Annotated in this window: 15 protein-coding genes; 11 read left to right on the forward strand and 4 right to left on the reverse strand. The window is 65.2% G+C overall.

Annotated elements, in window-relative coordinates:
• Positions 1–4 precede the first annotated feature (4 nt).
• Entirely contained in the window at positions 5–328 is a 324-nt protein-coding gene (locus tag QF050_RS13270) for a chorismate mutase (RefSeq protein ID WP_308930832.1), read from the forward strand.
• A 6-nt stretch (positions 329–334) separates the two neighbouring features.
• On the opposite strand, the gene QF050_RS13275 is transcribed toward QF050_RS13270, so the two are convergent.
• The gene (locus QF050_RS13275) at positions 335–724 is read right to left on the reverse strand and encodes a hypothetical protein (RefSeq protein WP_308930833.1); all 390 of its coding nucleotides are present in this window, start codon (positions 722–724) and stop codon (positions 335–337) included.
• Between the two features lie 132 nt (positions 725–856).
• Between QF050_RS13275 and QF050_RS13280 the strand changes: the two genes are divergently transcribed.
• The 6 genes from QF050_RS13280 to pdxS all read left to right on the forward strand — a co-directional run bounded on the left by QF050_RS13280 (position 857) and on the right by pdxS (position 9,086).
• Positions 857–1,180: a DUF6504 family protein gene (locus tag QF050_RS13280; RefSeq protein WP_308930834.1), complete on the forward strand. Its 324-nt coding sequence runs from the start codon at positions 857–859 to the stop codon at positions 1,178–1,180.
• Complete coding sequence (locus QF050_RS13285; protein WP_308930835.1) at positions 1,177–4,668, forward strand: DNA polymerase III subunit alpha; 3,492 nt, start codon at positions 1,177–1,179, stop codon at positions 4,666–4,668. The genes QF050_RS13280 and QF050_RS13285 overlap by 4 nt, the downstream gene beginning before the upstream one ends.
• A gap of 125 nt (positions 4,669–4,793) precedes the next feature.
• Positions 4,794–6,803, forward strand: a complete 2,010-nt coding sequence (thrS, locus tag QF050_RS13290) for a threonine--tRNA ligase (protein ID WP_308930836.1) — start codon at positions 4,794–4,796, stop codon at positions 6,801–6,803.
• 18 nt (positions 6,804–6,821) lie between these two features.
• A complete protein-coding gene (locus tag QF050_RS13295; protein ID WP_308930837.1) occupies positions 6,822–7,409 on the forward strand; it encodes an HIT domain-containing protein in 588 nt (195 codons plus the stop codon).
• Positions 7,399–8,022: a phosphatidylinositol phosphate synthase gene (gene pgsA, locus QF050_RS13300; RefSeq protein WP_308930838.1), complete on the forward strand. Its 624-nt coding sequence runs from the start codon at positions 7,399–7,401 to the stop codon at positions 8,020–8,022. The genes QF050_RS13295 and pgsA overlap by 11 nt, the downstream gene beginning before the upstream one ends.
• Positions 8,023–8,159: 137 nt before the next feature.
• Positions 8,160–9,086, forward strand: coding sequence for a pyridoxal 5'-phosphate synthase lyase subunit PdxS (gene pdxS, locus QF050_RS13305; protein ID WP_308930839.1), 927 nt, complete (start codon positions 8,160–8,162; stop codon positions 9,084–9,086).
• Positions 9,087–9,360: 274 nt separating this feature from the next.
• On the opposite strand, the gene QF050_RS13310 is transcribed toward pdxS, so the two are convergent.
• Positions 9,361–11,373, reverse strand: coding sequence for a M3 family metallopeptidase (locus QF050_RS13310; RefSeq protein WP_308930840.1), 2,013 nt, complete (start codon positions 11,371–11,373; stop codon positions 9,361–9,363).
• Between the two features lie 162 nt (positions 11,374–11,535).
• Here QF050_RS13310 and QF050_RS13315 point away from each other — a divergent pair, with 162 nt between their 5' ends.
• Positions 11,536–12,897, forward strand: a complete 1,362-nt coding sequence (locus QF050_RS13315) for a hypothetical protein (RefSeq protein WP_308930841.1) — start codon at positions 11,536–11,538, stop codon at positions 12,895–12,897.
• Between the two features lie 31 nt (positions 12,898–12,928).
• Here the strand turns inward: QF050_RS13315 and QF050_RS13320 are convergent, their stop codons facing one another.
• Both QF050_RS13320 and QF050_RS13325 read right to left on the reverse strand, forming a co-directional pair.
• Entirely contained in the window at positions 12,929–13,684 is a 756-nt protein-coding gene (locus tag QF050_RS13320) for a glutamine amidotransferase (RefSeq protein WP_308930842.1), read from the reverse strand.
• Entirely contained in the window at positions 13,681–14,973 is a 1,293-nt protein-coding gene (locus QF050_RS13325; RefSeq protein WP_308930843.1) for a MurT ligase domain-containing protein, read from the reverse strand. Before QF050_RS13325 ends, QF050_RS13320 begins: the two co-directional genes overlap by 4 nt.
• 89 nt (positions 14,974–15,062) lie before the next feature.
• Between QF050_RS13325 and pdxT the strand changes: the two genes are divergently transcribed.
• From pdxT to ruvC, 3 genes are read left to right on the forward strand one after another with little or no spacing between them, the layout of a single operon-like run.
• On the forward strand, positions 15,063–15,773 hold the full coding sequence (gene pdxT / locus QF050_RS13330) for a pyridoxal 5'-phosphate synthase glutaminase subunit PdxT (protein ID WP_308930844.1): 711 nt from the start codon (positions 15,063–15,065) through the stop codon (positions 15,771–15,773).
• 3 nt (positions 15,774–15,776) lie between these two features.
• Positions 15,777–16,532, forward strand: a complete 756-nt coding sequence (locus tag QF050_RS13335; RefSeq protein WP_308930845.1) for a YebC/PmpR family DNA-binding transcriptional regulator — start codon at positions 15,777–15,779, stop codon at positions 16,530–16,532.
• Between the two features lie 35 nt (positions 16,533–16,567).
• Positions 16,568–17,146 carry a crossover junction endodeoxyribonuclease RuvC gene (ruvC, locus tag QF050_RS13340; RefSeq protein WP_308930846.1) on the forward strand — a complete coding sequence of 193 codons (579 nt, stop codon included), beginning with the start codon at positions 16,568–16,570 and terminating at the stop codon, positions 17,144–17,146.
• Positions 17,147–17,205 lie beyond the last annotated feature (59 nt).

Raw genomic sequence — 17,205 nt, forward strand, 5'->3', positions numbered from 1 at the left:
TCAGATGATGGCGACAATTCAAGGAAACGATCGGGATGCCCAGGCCGACAAGGAACAGCTCGCAGCTGTCCGGGTTGCCGTTGACGAGGTGGATGAACAGATTGTTACCCTCATCGCCCGCCGCGAACGGCTGATCCGGATCGCCGGCACCCTGAAGGGCGACGACGCCGAGGTGCGGGCCGCTGGCCGCGTTGAGCGGATCATTGAACACGTCCGGGCCGCGGCGGAGAAAAAGGACATCGACCCGGACATCGTCGAGTCAACCTACCGGGCTATGATCTCCGCGTTCATCGAACTCGAACTGAAGATCCATAAGGAAACCAGCTAGGGAACCCTAGAGGGATTCCTCCACCGGCACCCCATGCTGGAACTCCCGTCCGTCGGCTTCGCTGAAGGCTGACAGGACGTGCCCCTTCCCGAGCCCGTTCAAGGCCGTTGCGGGAAAGCTCCCGGTAATGGTGCTCTCCGAGTGGGATACACCGGACAGGTCGTAGTCTTCCTCGATTCCCTGGTCCCGGTTGAACGCATAGCAGGCAATGGCCTCCCCATTCATGAATTCAATGCACAGCCGGCGCTGCGTTGAATAGTCCGGTGTGGCCCCCATTAAACCCACCACATAAGCGCCGGATCCCGGAATAGCGCCATCGATATTGAACGTGGCCACCAGGGTGGAGTCCTGGGTCTTGATGCTTGCCTGCTTCAGGAGTGCGTCATCGGTACTCATGCCATCATCCTGCTCCCTGCTGCACGGTCCGTCCACCCCCGCCTATGTTTTGCCGCCTCCCCGACGTAGACTGGATTTATTCGAACACATATTCGAATATGGCATTTGGGAAGTACCGTCCGGGAGGCGCGCATGGGCATGTTCAGCGAGTCCATTGACGTGGCGTGTTCCGCATCCGGTCAGCCTGAATCGCTGACGTGGGCGGGCAAGGAATATCTCGTCTGCGCTGAACCCGTCCGGTGGTATGAACGCCGGCAGTGGTGGGCAGAAGACGCCAGGGCTCCCTTAGGCAGCGGACCAGGAGTGGTTGACCACGAAATCTGGCGAATCCAGGTGCTTCCTGCTGCCGCGAACCATGCTTCAGAACCCCTTACCCTCGACCTGACCCGGCATGTCAGCAGCGGCCGGTGGCGGCTGCTGCGGATCCATGACGCCCTTCGCCCCAGAACAGCATGAGCTTCACTCACCTCCACGTTTCCACAGCATTCAGCGCCCACTACGGCGTCTCCTGGCCGGAGGAACTTGCACAGGCCGCCGCAAATGACGGCGCCACAGCCCTGGCCTGCACCGATCGGGACGGCCTGTACGGCACCATCAAACACCTCAAAGCGTGCATGGCTGCGGGCATCGACCCCATTGTGGGGGTGGACCTTGCGGTCTTTGACGACGACGGTGACCACCGCACGCAGGTAGCCGGCCGGGTGGTGGTGCTGGCCCGCGGGCACAACAATGGTGCCGGGTACCGTGCGCTGTGCCGGCTGGTCTCCGACGCCCACGCACGGACCTCCGGGAAGGCCGGGGGAACTGTGCCCGTGGCAGTCACCCGTGCCGAACTTGCCTCCCGGACCCTCGACCCTGTGACCCTCAAGCCGGTGCTGACCGTCCTGATTGGTCCGGACTCCGACGTCGGAAGAGCCATGGGCGGGCGGCGATACCTTCGTCCCCGGACGCTGTTCAAACAATGGCTGGATGCCATGCCCGCGGGAACCGTCGTTGCAGAAATCGTCTCCCAGCTCAGCGCACCCGGTTCTCCCCTCAGCACCGCCCATGCAGTCCGCATGCTCCGGCTCGCCGAGGAACACCATGTGCCCGCCGTCCTCAGCAACGCGGTGCGGTACTGCGCTGCGGACGGAGCGCCAACCGCAGATGTCCTGGACTCTGCCCGGACGTTGAAGTCCCTGCCGGAACTTGCAGGGGAACCGCTGCTCCAGCCCACCGGCCAGGGATGGCTGAAAACCGCGGACCAGATGCTCGGCCTGGGCAGGGAAATCATTTCCGCTGCAGGGTATGGGGCCGCCGACCTCAAGCAGCTGATGGCCCAAACTGAGGCGCTCGCCGACCTCTGCCGGATGGACCCCAGCACGGACATGGGGTGGAAGCAGCCCGTGGTGCCGGAGGCCTCAGTCATTGGCATCACCCAGGATCCACACGTTGAACTTATCCAGCGGTGCCACGCGGGAATCGGCAGGCGGTTCCCCGGGATCGGCGGCCGGAACGAAAAAACGATGCTGGCACGGTTGGAGCATGAGCTGGGCATCATCCGGAACCTGGGATTCTCGTCCTACTTCCTGACCGTGGCAGAGGTATCCAGGATGATCCAGGACATGGGAGTCAGGGCGGCAGCCCGGGGATCCGGGGCGTCCAGCCTGGTCAATTACCTGATCGAGGTCAGCCACGTAAACCCCTTGCAGCACGACCTCATCTTTGAACGGTTCCTCTCCAACGACCGCGCCACCCTCCCGGACATCGACATCGACGTCGAAAGCGCTGAACGCCATAACGTCTACCACCAAATTTTCGAACGCTTCGGTTCCGAGCGCGTCACCCTGATGAGCATGCAAAACGGATACCGGGCCCGTGGGGCAGTGCGCGACGCCGGGCTGGCGCTGGGGATGGACGATGACGAAGTGGGGGAGATTGCCAAGCAGCTGTGGCGGTTCTCAGCCAGGAAGTTCCGCGAAGCGCTGCAGGAAAAGCCCGAGCTCCGGGAGTTCGCGGGCCGGGTGGAACATCGCGACGCCGACGGAAACCAGCAGTTGGACCTGCTGGTGGACTTGACCGAGCGGCTGGACCGGCTGCCGCGGCACATCTCGATGCACCCCTGCGGGGTCATCCTGGGGGACGCCACCCTCCTGGACCGCACCCCGGTCCAGCCCAGCGGCCTGGGCTTGCCCATGAGCCAGTTCGATAAACACGACATGGACCCCATGGGAATGCTCAAGCTCGATGTCCTGGGCGTCCGGATGCAAAGCGCCATGGCCTTCGCGGTCCGGGAGGTGATCCGCCTGCACCCGACCAAGGCCGAGGTGGTGGCTGCCGGCCGCCACCCCGCAGGTCCCGACGGCAGCGGACCTGACTACATCGCCGCGAACGGCCGGATCGACCTCAACGCCGTCCCCCTCGACGACGAACCCACCTATGAGCTGATCCGCAGCACCCACACCCTGGGGTGTTTCCAGATCGAATCCCCGGGACAACGGGAACTGATTGGAAAGCTGGCACCCCGGGAATTCAACGACCTCATCATCGACATCTCCCTGTTCCGGCCAGGGCCGATGAAATCGGACATGGTGCGTCCCTTCCTGGAACACCGTCACGGTTTCGCCCCGGAGGTGTACCCGCACCCGGACCTCAAACCGGTACTCCAGGAAACCCATGGAGTGACGGTCTTCCACGAGCAGATCCTCAAGACCTTCCATGTCATGACCGGTTGCGGCCTGGCCCGCGCGGACGAATTCAGGCGCGCCCTCGGCAACGAGGTCCTGGAGGGGGCGGTGGAGGAATTCTTCCGCCGCGAAGCCCGTAACAGAAGCTACTCTCCCGAGGTGGTGGACAAGGTCTGGGGAACCCTCAAAGCGTTCGGCAGCTTTGGTTTCTGCAAAGCCCACGGGGCAGCCTTTGCCGTACCCACATACCAGTCGGCCTGGCTCAAGACCCACCATCCCGAAGCGTTCCTGGCCGGGCTCTGGGAGCACGACCCAGGAATGTATCCCAAGCGGCTGCTGGTGGCCGAAGCCCGGCGGCTCGACATCCCCATCCTGCCGCTGGACATCAACCGCAGCCACGGCGAGTACCGGGTGGAACGGGTGGAGGCAGGCAAGGACCAGGGAAAGCTGGGAATCCGGCTGAGCTTGAACGGGATCTACGGTCTTTCAGCGACTGAATTGAAGCGGATTGTCGCCGGGCAGCCCTACGACTCCCTGGCGGACCTCAGGGCGCGCTCGCGGCTCAGCAAGCCCAGTATCAGGCGCCTCGCCCAGTTGGGGGCCTTTGATTCACTGCACCGTGAAGCCGGAGGGCAGGCCAACCGGGCAGACCTTGTACAGCACCTCCAACAACTCCAAACAGGCAAAGGGGCACGCAAGGGTGTGGAAGTCCTGGATGGCCAACTGTCATTTCCCCTGGGCGATGTTGAACTGCGGAATATCAAACCAGGGCTGCCGGCACCCACCCTGGTGGAAAACGTCAGGGCCGAACTCGATCTCATGGCCGTCGATGTCAGCAGCCACCTGATGGACAGCCACCGGCCATTGCTGGACAGGCTCGGCGTCACCACCGCCGACTCCCTGCTCAGCCTTCGCAATGGCACCGAGGTCCTGGTGGCCGGTGTCCGGGTGGCAACCCAGACCCCTCCGATGCGTGGCGGCAGGCGGGTGGTTTTCATCAGCATCGACGACGGCACCGGCTGCGTGGATTCGGTCTTCTTCCATGAGGCGCAGGAAAGTGCGGGACCCCTCCTTTTTGGTACCCGTTTGCTGCTGATCCGCGGCACCACCCGAAGGACCGGCCCCCGGGGCATCAGCCTGAGCGCGAGCATGGCCTGGGACCTGGCCAGGACAGAGACTTTGCCGTTCCCGGATTCAACACCTCCTCCGGACTCCGGCGGCCCGCATCCCCTGGACGGCATCAGCCGGGCGCTGGCAATCACCGGTTTCAGCGGCTGAACCCTGTCCCGGGCACCGTGTGCTGCGTTGGTTGGCCCCTGCCGGAACCGATAGCATTGACGGTGGCTGGCTGTGGTCCCCGTACGCCACAAGCTATGAAGCCGAACTTTGAATAGGAGACACCCGTGTCAGATGCCCAGCAGATCACCCTTCTCGTCGATGGCGAAGAGACCAAGGTGACTACCGGGACAACCGGTGCGGAACTCTTCTTTGAGCGCCGTGACGTTGTTGTAGCCCGCGTCAACGGCGAGCTGAAGGACCTGGACCAGGAACTTCCCGAGGGCGCCGAGGTGGAGGGCGTCACCATTGATTCCCCCGACGGCCTGAACGTCCTGCGCCACTCCACCGCCCACGTGATGGCTCAAGCGGTGCAGCAGCTGCGTCCCGACGCCAAGCTTGGCATCGGCCCCTACATCACCGATGGGTTCTACTTCGACTTCGATGTTTCCGAGCCCTTCACACCCGAGGACCTCAAGACCCTCGAAAAGATGATGCAGAAGATCATCAACCAGAACCAGAAGTTCGTCCGCCGCGTGGTCAACGAAGGCGAGGCCCGGGAGGCCATGAAGAACGAGCCCTACAAGCTCGAACTGCTCGGGAAGAAGAACGAGGCCGCCGAGGCCGGGGAGGGTGTGAACGTCGAGGTCGGCGCCGGCGACATCACCATCTACGACAACGTGGAGCGCAAGGAAGGCACCACCGTCTGGTGCGATCTCTGCCGCGGCCCGCACCTGCCCAACACCAAGCTCATCTCCAACGCATTCGCCCTGACCCGCTCCTCCTCTGCCTACTGGCTGGGCAACCAGAAGAACCAGCAGCTGCAGCGCATCTACGGCACCGCCTGGCCCACCAAGGAAGCCCTGAAGGCCTACCAGGAGCGCATCGCCGAGGCCGAGCGCCGCGACCACCGCAAGCTCGGCTCTGAACTGGACCTGTTCTCCTTCCCGGACGAGCTTGGCTCCGGCCTGCCCGTCTTCCACCCTAAGGGCGGCATCATCCGCAAGGAGATGGAGGACTACTCCCGCCGGCGCCACGTCGAAGCCGGCTACGAGTTCGTTTACACCCCGCACATCACCAAGGGCCACCTGTACGAGGTCTCGGGGCACCTGGACTGGTATAAGGACGGCATGTTCCCCGCCATGCACGTGGACGCCGAACTCAACGAGGACGGCACCGTGCGCAAGCCCGGCCAGGACTACTACCTGAAGCCGATGAACTGCCCCATGCACAACCTCATCTTCCGCTCACGCGGCCGGTCCTACCGCGAACTGCCGCTGCGGCTGTTCGAATTCGGTTCGGTCTACCGGTACGAGAAGTCCGGCGTGGTGCACGGCCTCACCCGCGTCCGCGGCATGACACAGGACGACGCCCACATCTACTGCACCCGCGAGCAGATGAAGGACGAGCTCACCAAGACCCTGAACTTCGTCCTGGACCTGCTGAAGGACTATGGGCTGAACGACTTCTACCTGGAGCTGTCCACCAAGGACCCGGAGAAGTACGTAGGCGACGACGCTACCTGGGAGGAAGCCACCCGGACCCTCGCCGAGGTGGCGCAGGAGTCCGGACTGGAACTGGTACCGGATCCGGGCGGAGCCGCGTTCTACGGACCCAAGATCTCCGTGCAGGCCAAGGATGCGCTGGGCCGGACCTGGCAGATGTCCACCATCCAGCTGGACTTCAACCTGCCCGAACGGTTCGAACTGGAATTCCAGGCCGCGGACGGAAGCCGCCAGCGTCCCGTGATGATCCACCGTGCGCTGTTCGGATCCGTGGAGCGGTTCATGGGCGTCCTGACCGAGCACTACGCCGGCGCGTTCCCCGCCTGGCTGGCCCCGGTCCAGGTGGTGGGCATTCCCGTGGCGGAGGCCTTCAACGAGTACATGTTCGACGTCGTCGACGAGCTCAAGGCGGCGGGCATCCGCGCCGAGGTGGATACTTCCTCGGACCGCTTCCCCAAGAAGATCCGCACGGCCAGCAAGGACAAGATCCCGTTCGTGCTCATCGCCGGTGGCGACGACGCGGAGGCGGGAGCGGTGTCCTTCCGGTTCCGGGACGGCAGCCAGGACAACGGCGTGCCCGTGGCGGAAGCAGTCAAACGGATTACCGAAGCCGTTCGTAACCGGACCAGCTAGCCGAACGGAAACAGGACAGTGCAGGAGAACACAGGCGCAGGGTATCCAGGTGATGCCGGCGTTACCGACGACTTTGACCTGGCCGGTGTCCCGGACGCCTTCCAGCGCCTGTGGACTCCGCACCGCATGGCCTACATCAAGGGCGGTCAGCACCAGTTCAAGAATGAAAACGACTGCCCGTTCTGCGTTGGCCCGGGCCGCACCGACGAAGAGGCACTCATCGTCCACCGCGGCCGGACGTGCTACGTGGTGCTGAACTTGTTTCCGTACAACCCCGGCCACCTGCTGGTTTGCCCCTACCGGCACATCCCGGACTACACGGACCTGACCCTTGAGGAAACAGCTGAGTTCGCCGACCTGACCCAGACGGCCATGCGGGTCCTGCGCAAGGTGGCCAATCCAGGCGGGTTCAACCTGGGCATGAACCAGGGCGTTGTGGGCGGCGCCGGTATCTCCGCCCACCTGCACCAGCACATCGTTCCGCGGTGGGGCGGGGACGGTAACTTTTTCCCCATCATCGCCCAGACTAAAGCCATCACCCAGACCCTCGACGAGGTCCGGCAGCAAGTGGCCGACGCCTGGCCCGGGGAGTCGGATGCTGAATAGGCATGCGCGCGGGTTCTTCACCGCCCTGTTCACCCCGCTGGCCCGCTGGCTCCTTCGGATGGGTGTTTCCCCGGACGCGGTGACCATCGTCGGAACCCTCGGCGTCGCAGTGGGGGCACTCGGGTTCTACCCGCTGGGCCAATTGTTCTGGGGAACGCTCTTCATTACTGCATTCATCTTCTCCGACGTCCTGGACGGCATCATGGCCCGGATGCAGAACGTGAAGAGCCGCTGGGGCAACTTCCTTGACTCCACCCTGGACCGGATCGCCGATGGCGCGCTCTTCGCCGGTGTGGCCGTCTGGTTCTACACCGGCGGCAACAATGCCACCATCGCCACGGCAGCCTTGGTCTGCCTGGTCCTGGGCATGGTCGTCTCGTACGCGCGTGCCAAGGCCGAATCGCTGGGTTTCACGGCCAATGTGGGGATCGCCGAGCGGGCCGAACGCCTGGTGTCGGTCCTGGTAGTCACCGGCCTCACCGGCCTGGGGCTCCCGACCGTGGTGCTCCTGGCAACACTGGTCCTCCTGGCGGCGGCAAGCCTTGTCACAGTGGTTCAGCGCATCATCTCTGTGCGCCGGCAGGCATTGGCGGAACCTACGCCGGCTGATTAGACATGATTAAGCCGGCCGGGCAGCGGGGGACTAGGATATAAGTGCCCGGTCAACGGACCCGGCAATCCGTGCGTGCACGTCCGGCAGCTGCCGCCGCATGCTCGGCGAAGATCATCTGTCTACCCATAGGGGTTTTTGTGTCTACACCTGATGTAAGCAACGAGGCCGGTTCGTCCGCGAACAGCGTCACGGGCAGCAACCGCGTGAAGCGTGGCATGGCCGAGATGCTCAAGGGCGGCGTCATCATGGACGTCGTCAACGTCGAACAGGCCCGCATCGCCGAGGACGCCGGTGCCGTGGCAGTCATGGCGCTGGAGCGCGTTCCGGCCGACATCCGTGCCCAGGGCGGCGTCTCCCGGATGTCCGATCCGGACATGATCGACCAGATCATCGACGCCGTGTCCATCCCCGTGATGGCCAAGGCCCGCATCGGCCACTTCGTCGAGGCCCAGATCCTGCAGTCCCTCGGTGTCGACTACATCGACGAGTCCGAGGTCCTCACCCCGGCCGACTACGTCAACCACATCGACAAGTGGAACTTCAAGGTTCCCTTCGTCTGTGGTGCCACCAACCTCGGTGAGGCCCTGCGCCGCATCAACGAGGGCGCGGCCATGATCCGCTCCAAGGGTGAGGCCGGCACCGGCGACGTCTCCAACGCCACCGGACACATGCGCAAGATCCGCTCCGAGATCGCCCGGCTGTCCTCCCTGCCCGAGGACGAGCTCTACGTCGCGGCCAAGGAACTGCAGGCCCCCTACGAACTGGTCAAGGAAGTCGCCGCCGCCGGCAAGCTCCCCGTCGTCCTGTTCACGGCCGGCGGTATCGCCACCCCCGCTGACGCCGCCATGATGATGCAGCTTGGCGCCGACGGCGTGTTCGTCGGATCCGGCATCTTCAAGTCCGGCAACCCGGCCCAGCGCGCCGCCGCCGTCGTGAAGGCCACCACCTTCTTCGACGACCCCGACGTCATCGCCAAGGCCTCCCGCGGCCTGGGCGAGGCCATGGTGGGCATCAACGTCGACGAGATCCCCCAGCCGCACCGCCTTGCCGAGCGCGGCTGGTAAGTTGCTTTCGGCGCCCGGTGGGCGCTGATCCTCTGCGTGCTATTCCCCGCCTTCCGCTGCCGCCATACGGGCGCGTGGCTGGGGGCGGGGCCCCTTTTACGCACGCTGCCGGATCAGCACCCACCGTCGTGCTTTTCTGTTAGACGACGCCGGTTCCCCACCTTTCCTGGTGGGGGACCGGCGTCGTTCTTTTTAAGCTTGCTAGGACCGTCGATTGCTCCGTAACTGCCGTTTTGGGGCCTGAAAACGGCAGTTACTCAGCAATCGATGGGGGTCATTCGAGGCCGCGGCGCTTGAGCAGAGGTTCGAGGTTGGCTTCCCGGCCCCTGAGGATCCGGAACGATTCCAGCGGGTCGCGGCTGTTGCCGCGGGAGAGGAGCTCGCGCCGGAAGGTTTCGCCGTTGGTTCTGGTGAGGCCGCCGTTCTCCTTGAACCAGTCAACGGTTTCGGCGTCCAGCACCTCACTCCAGATGTAGGAGTAGTAGCCTGCCGCGTAGCCCGCCCCCGCGAAGATGTGCTGGAAGTACCCGGTCCGGTAGCGCGGCGGGATCAGACGGTGGGCCACGCCGGCTGTTGCGAGGGCCTTCGCTTCAAAGGCCATCGCGTCCTCGGGGACGTCTCCCGGCTCCAGCACGTGCCAGGCAAGGTCAAGAAGCGCCGCGCCAAGGTACTCGGTTGTGGCGAACCCTTCACCCCACAGCCGGGATTCCTCCAGCCGGTCCACGACGGCCTGGGGCAACGGCTCCCCGGTAACGTGGTGTCGGGCGTAGTTGGACAGCACCTCCGGCCACATGATCCACATTTCGTTGACCTGGGACGGGTACTCGACAAAGTCCCTTGGCACCGCCGTGCCCGAGAAGCGCGGATAGGCCACGTTGGAGAACAGGCCATGCAGGGCGTGCCCGAATTCGTGGAAAAGGGTCCTCACTTCATCCAGGGTCAGCAGTGTCGGTTCACCGGCGGCCGGTTTGGAAATGTTGAGCGTGTTGATCACTACCGGCCTGGTGCCCAGCAGGCCCGACTGTTCGACGAGCGAATTCATCCACGCCCCGCCCCGCTTCGACTCACGGGCGTAGTAGTCGCCGAGGAACAGCCCGAGGCCGGTCCCGTCTTCCTCGCGGACCTCCCAGGTGCGCACGTCCGGGTGGTAGCCCTGAAGGTCGGTTCGCTCGTGGAAAGTGATCCCGTACAGCGCCGTGGCAGCAAAGAAGACTCCGTCGGTGATGGCTCGGTCCAGCTCGAAATAAGGGCGCAAAGCCTGTTCGTCGACGTCGTACTTCTCCCGCCGCACCTTGGCGGCGTAGTAGGCCCAGTCCCAAGGCTCCAGGGGATGGCCGGCAGTTTCCGCCAAGGCTGCCGCCTCGGCATCGGCGTTGCGGATGGCCGCAGGTGCCATCCGGCTCAGCATCGTCTGCACCGCCTGGAAATCGGGCGCCGTCTGCCGGTCCGCCACCAGTTCGGCGTAATTGGCGAAGCCCAGCAACCGGGCCTTCTCAGCCCGCAGCCCGGCCATGGACCGGGCCAGGTCCAGGACGTCGAGGCTGCCCCCGTCACTTCCGCGGGCCACGGAAGCTTCGAACAGGCGGCGCCGGACATTCCGGTTCTGCAGCGCTGCCAATGCCGGCTGGTTGCCTGGCTGGATGAGGGTGAGCAGGAAACCGCCATCGTGCCCGGCGGCCCGGGCCGCTTCCGCAGCGCTTGCCACGTCGTCGGCCGGCAGGCCCACCAGGTCAGCGGCATCCTCGAGCCACAGTGCGGCCGACTTCATCCCTTCCTTCACCCGCTGCCCGAATTCGGTGCCCAGCCGGGCGAGTTCGGCGTTGATGGCACGCAGTCGTTCCTGGCCCGGGCCGTCGAGCTGGATCCCTGACTGGCGGAACTCCTTGAGGTATTCGTCCACCAGGCGGGCTGACTCCGGATCACAGCCGCCGGTGTCGATCGCGGCAAACCTGTCAAACAGTTCCCGGTTGAGGAAGATCTCGTCCTGGTGGGCGGAGAACATGGGCGACAGTTCCGTTTCGAGTTCCCTGATCCGCGGCGAGGCGTCGGCGGAAACCAGTGTGAAGAATGCCGCCGCCGCCCGGTTCAGCAGTTGCCCTGAGCGTTCCATGGCCAGCGCGGTATTTTCGAAGGTCGCCGCCTCTGTGGAGGCCGTGATGGCATTGATCTCGCGCAAATGTTCCGACAGCCCGGCCTCAACGGCTTCACCGTAATGCTCCGCGGTGAGGAGTGCGAAGGGCGGCAGGCCATAGGGCAGGGGACTGGCGGTAAGGAGCGGGTTCGTCATGGGGTAAACCTTTCACGGCAGGCCACGCTTCTCAATTACCCGAAAGAGCCGCCGCAGCAGGCCGGCATCCCTAGAATTGCGAATGCGGGCCATGAAGGCCGGCACTTTGCGGTTCTTCTGCATGGATCCGCAGCAGGTTGTCACCACGAAGGGATCCGGCCAATGACCAAGCCTGTCAAGAGGCCACGAGCCTCCGTCCTGGGAATGCCCCTCCGCTGGCTGGGCCCGGGTGCGGTGCTGGTGTTGGCCGTAGCGTACGGCGTGTTCTGGTATGCGGTGCGTCCGGCCGGGGAACCCGTCATGGGATACGTGGGCCAACTTTTCGGCGGGGAGTCCGTCCTGTTGTACTCGATCGCACTGGTCCTGGTCAGCACGCTCCCGCACGTCGAACCGATATTTGGCGGGATTGATCACGCAGCCATCTGGCATCGGAGGGCCGCCATCACCGCAACCGTCCTGTTGCTGCCGCACATTGAACTTGCGGCCAGCGCCGAGGCCACGAGCCTGGGCAAGACGCTGGCCGTGGTGGCCATCTGCGGCCTTATTGCGCTCGTGGTGTGGGCTATCCTGCCGCGGTGGCGGACCATGCTTCCAGCGGCAGCCCGCCGCGTGGTCATCGCGTCGCTGCAGAGCCGGCCATTCCGGCTTGCCGGCCGGGTGCTGGGCGGCTATGAACGCTGGCGCGGCTTCCACCGGCTGACCGGACTGTTCGTGGCGGCTGGATTCCTGCACGGCCTGCTGGATGCCAGCGCTTTCGAGGCGGCCCCGGTGTTGCGGTGGAGCTACGTGGCAATCGGGGCAACAGGGCTGACGTTCTATGCTTACCGGGAGCTGCTCTCACGCCACTTCCTGCCGCACCACGATTACCAGGTGTCAGGTGTCCGGACAGTCGCGGCGGACCTGGTGGAGGTGGCCCTCCGCCCCCTGGGGAAGCCGTTGAGCTTCAAGCCCGGGCAGTTCGCCATGATCTACCTGGAAACGGCAGAAGGCTGGCAGCGGCATCCCTTCTCCATTTCCGGGCCCGCGGGGGAGGGCGGTATCAGCATCACGGTGAAGGCGCTGGGCGATCACACCACAAGGCTTCCGGACGTCATCCAGCCAGGTATGCCGGCGGTGGTCGGAGGCCCCTACGGCCGCTTCGACCGGCACCGCGGCACGGCCGACCAGGTTTGGATCGCGGGCGGTGTGGGCATCACGCCTTTCCTGAGCTGGCTCCGGTCACTCGACGCGGACCTGCACGAAAACGTTCACTTCTTCGTCACGTCGGCGGGACCATCCCCGTTTGCCGACGAGATCGCCGACGTCGCCAGGAACCATCCGCGGCTCACGGTGCATGTGGTGGACACTGAGTCGGACGGTCGCCTGACCCCCGAAGCGGTCCTGGCCGCGGCGGGCACCGACCCACGGAGGCTGTCGGTGTTCATGGGCGGCCCGGACGCCATGCTCCGCCAGTTCCGGAAGGCCTTCCGGGCAGCCGGGGTCCGCCGGGCGAACATTCACCGTGAGTATTTCCAGTGGCGCTAGGCGGGGCTGTGCTGCCTGACGCGAAAGGGGTCTAGCGGGGCCTTCGGGCGGCGTGCTCCCGTGCCAGGACAGCATAGGCGTCGTCGGGCGATCCGGGGGAGAAGCTGCCGAACTTGCGTTCAGCGGCAGTCCGGATGAGGAAGTCGGCGATGGCCGGATTCTTGGGCAGCAGTGAACCGTGCAGGTAGCTGGCCACGATGTTCCGGTACCGGGCACCTTCGTGGCCGTCGTTGCTGTTGTTGCCTGTGCCCTTGGGGACCGTGCCGAGGGGCCGTACACCGCTGCCAAGGGTGGTTTGTCCGCTGTGGTTTTCGTAGCCAAGGACTTCGCCGAACTCGGTAGTTGATACCTTGACGTTGCCGATCAGGCGCTCATCCGTGCCGTGGGTTTCCACGTCCAGGATGCCGATCCCCGGGATCACGGCCCCGGTCCGGGTTTTGAAGAACCGCCCGAAAAGTTGGTAGAGGCCGCAGATGACCAGCATCGGTGCGCCGTCCTCGGCCAGTTCCCGCAGCTTGCCGGCCCGGGCCTGCAGATCGTCCTGGATGACCAGCTGCCCGCTGTCCTGGCCGCCGCCGCCAACGATGATGTCCACGGCTTCGGGAAAAGGATCTCCGACGTTGTATTCAAGGACTTCGGGCGTGTAGCCGTGCCAGGCGATGCGGCGCTGCAGGACCAGGGCGTTGCCCCAGTCGCCGTAGATGTTCATGTCCCGGGGATAGAGCTGTACCACGCGGAGCGTGCCCTTGGACTGATCGGCAGCGGTCGATGTTTCGGCAGGATTCACGAGACAACCTCCACGGTGGTGATTTTGGCCAGCTCACGGCGGATGGCCAGCATGGCGGTGTACGTGCAGAAGATCCGCTTGGGCTTCCCGCGGCCTTCCCTGATGAAAGCCGCCAGCGCGGGCGCGATCTCAGGCTGGACGGCGCCGATGCGGACGTCGTCGTACTGCAGCCGGAGCGCCATGTCATAGGCCCTGGAACCCGTCAGCTGGTCAACGCCTTCGGCCCGGAGCGAATCGAATTCCACATCCCACAGCCACGACATGTCGCGCCCGTCGGCGTAGTTGTCGTTGATGGCGATCATGGTGGCGTAGCCGCCCGGCGGGAACGACTTCAGGCCCAGCCGGAAACCACTGGGGTTCTTCACCAGTACCAGGTCCAGCGGCAGGCCATCCACGGTAAGGCTTTCGCCGCGACCAAACGCGGGCGCCACCTGCGACAACGCTTCCAGCAAAGTGTCGTGGTTGGCCGTGGCGGCACCGCCGCCGCAGATGCTGCGGGCCAGCGTCAGGGCGGCCGCGGCATTGAAGATGTTGTACACACCGCGCAGCTTCATCGCCGTGGTGACCGTGCCGCCGTCGTACGCAAACTCGGCGCTGTCAGCGCCCACCTTCAGCAGCACGACGTCGGCAGGCGGCTTCTGCGGCAGGCCCGCCGGAGCGGGGCTGCCGGGAGCTGCGCGCATGTCGTCGTCGTTGGGAAAGGTTCCCAACAGCGTTTCGTCCAGGCCGAAGTACTTGACCTCCTGGCCGGTAAGGGTGTCCGCGATCCGCGCCACCCGCGGGTCTTCGCGGTTCAGCACGACCGTTCCGGTGGTCTTGGCGGCGATGTGCTGGAGCAGTTGTGCTGTTTTGTCGATCTCGCCAAAGCGGTCCAGCTGGTCCCGCAGCACGTTCAGCAGCAGGCAGTAACGGGGCGGGACGCTGTTCACGAAGTGCACGGCGTGGGCTTCGTCCAGTTCCAGGACCGCGACGTCGGCGTCCAGCCTCCCACGCCAGTCCACTTCGCCCAGGAGTGCCGCCGCCACGCCACGGGTGAAGTTGCTGCCGGTGCGGTTGGTGAAAACCTTCAGTCCCTGGCTTTCGAGCAGTTCAACCACCATTTTTGTGGTGGTGGTCTTGCCGTTGGTGCCACTGACGACTGCAACGCCGTGGGGGAGGGTGCTGAGCGTCCGCCGCATGAACCCGGGATCGATTTTCTCGACCACCAGGCCCGGCAGGGCCGAACCGCCGCCCCGAAGCCGGGACACCCGGCGGACCAGCTTGCCGAGCGGAACACTGAAGAAGACCATGTTTTGAATATATCCCAGCAACGGCATGCAACCCCGGCGGGGATTGGTGGGCGGGCCGCAGCTGAGGGGCATGGCCGTATGCTGGAGGGATGACAAATCCCCCTTCAGCTGCTCCTTCGCGCGTGGGATCAGGCCTGCGGATCGGTGTCCTGGCCCTGCAGGGCGACTTCCGTGAGCATCTGCATGCCGCCGAGGCCACCGGCGCCCGGGGCGTGCCGGTGCGGCGCCCCCAGGAGCTGGGCGGCCTGGACGGCCTCATCATCCCCGGCGGCGAATCGACCACCATCGACAAGCTCGCCCGGGCCTTCGACCTCGCCGATCCGCTCCGGAAGTACATCGCCGAAGGGCTGCCCGTGTACGGATCATGTGCCGGCATGATCCTCCTTGCATCGGACATCGCCGATCCGGCAACCGACCTCTCCGGCGCCCCGCAGCAGACGTTCGGAGGACTGGACATTACCGTCCGCCGCAACGCGTTCGGCCGCCAGCGTGAGTCCTTCGAAACGGATCTGGACTTCAAGGGGCTGGAGTTCAGCGCCACCGAATCAGGTGTGGCGCCGGTGCATGCCGTTTTCATCCGCGGCCCGTGGGTGGAGCGGGTGGGCCCGGACGTGGAGGTCCTCGCCCAGGTTGAACCGGCGGACCCGGAGCATGCCTCCCACGCCGTCCCGCTGCCAGGGGCCGCTAGAATTGTGGCAGTGCGTTCCGGCCAGCTGCTGGCCACCTCCTTCCACCCGGAAGTGACCGGCGAAAAACGCGTACACGAACTTTTTATCCGCATGATCAGAGGAGAAGCGTAAAGCATGTCAGGCCACTCCAAATGGGCGACGACCAAGCACAAAAAGGCGATCATTGACAGCCGCCGCGCAAAGTCGTTCGCCAAGCTGATCAAGAACATCGAAGTTGCCGCCCGGATGGGCGGACCGGACCTCGCGGGCAACCCGGGCCTGGAACTTGCGGTGACCAAGGCCAAGAAGACCTCGGTTCCCAACGACAACATCGACCGCGCCATCAAGCGCGGCGCCGGCCTCACCGGTGAAGTGGTTGACTACACCGAGATCATGTACGAGGCCCGCGGCCCCCAGGGCTCAGCCCTGCTGATCGAGTGCCTCACGGACAACAAGAACCGCGCAGCCTCCGAGGTCCGCCTGGCCATCTCCCGCAACGGCGGCACCATTGCCGACCCCGGGTCCGTGAGCTACCTTTTCACCCGCAAGGGCGTGGTCAACCTGCCCAAGAACGGCCTGAGCGAGGACGATGTCCTGATGGCCGTGCTGGACGCGGGCGCCGAGGAAGTCAAGGACAACGGCGAGACCTTCGAGATCCACTCGGAACCGGGTGATCTGCAGGCCATCCGCGAGGCACTCCAGGAAGCCGGCATCGAGTACGACACCGATGAGGTGGAGTTCGTCCCGTCGATGCAGGTGGAGCTGGATGTCGACGGCGCCCGCAAGTTCCTGAAGCTGGCCGACGCCCTCGAAGACCTCGACGACGTCCAGAACGTCTACAGCAACGCCGACCTCAGCGACGAAGTCCAGGCTGCCCTGGAATCAGAGTGACGTCCCGCCTTGGCAACTGAGGCCCGGCACCACCGGTGACGCTCCGCGTCCTGGGCGTCGACCCCGGCCTGACCCGTTGCGGGATCGGCGTGGTGGATGTCGAGCGGAACCGCAGGGCCACGATGGTGGCCGTAGGGGTGGTGGGCACATCGCCCGACGAATCGCTGGACCGGCGGCTGCTGGTGATCGCCACTGCCATTGACGAGTGGCTGGACCGCTACGAACCCGAGGTCCTCGCCGTCGAACGCGTCTTCTCGCAGCTGAACGTCAGCACCGTAATGGGCGTGGCGCAGGCGTCCGGCGTCGTGATTGCGGCGGCCGCCCGCCGCGGCATCCCGGTGGCGCTGCACACGCCGTCGGAAGTGAAGGCCGCGGTGACCGGGAGCGGCTCGTCCAACAAGGACGCCGTGACCAAGCTGGTCACCAAGATCCTGCGCCTGGACGCCCCGCCGCGCCCGGCCGACGCCGCCGACGCGCTGGCGCTGGCCATCACCCACGCGTGGCGGGCCGGAAGCGGCGCGGCCGTGGCAACCACCGGGCCGGGCAGTTCATCCTTGACGCCTGCCCAGCGGGCATGGGCCGAGGCGGAGGCCAAGGCGCGCCGCGCGCACTGAATGTCCCCGCCGCTTGCTAGGGTATTCGTAGATATGTTCGGATAGCCGGGTGCTCACTG

This window comes from Arthrobacter sp. SLBN-112 (genome assembly GCF_030944625.1).
GTDB lineage: Bacteria > Actinomycetota > Actinomycetes > Actinomycetales > Micrococcaceae > Arthrobacter.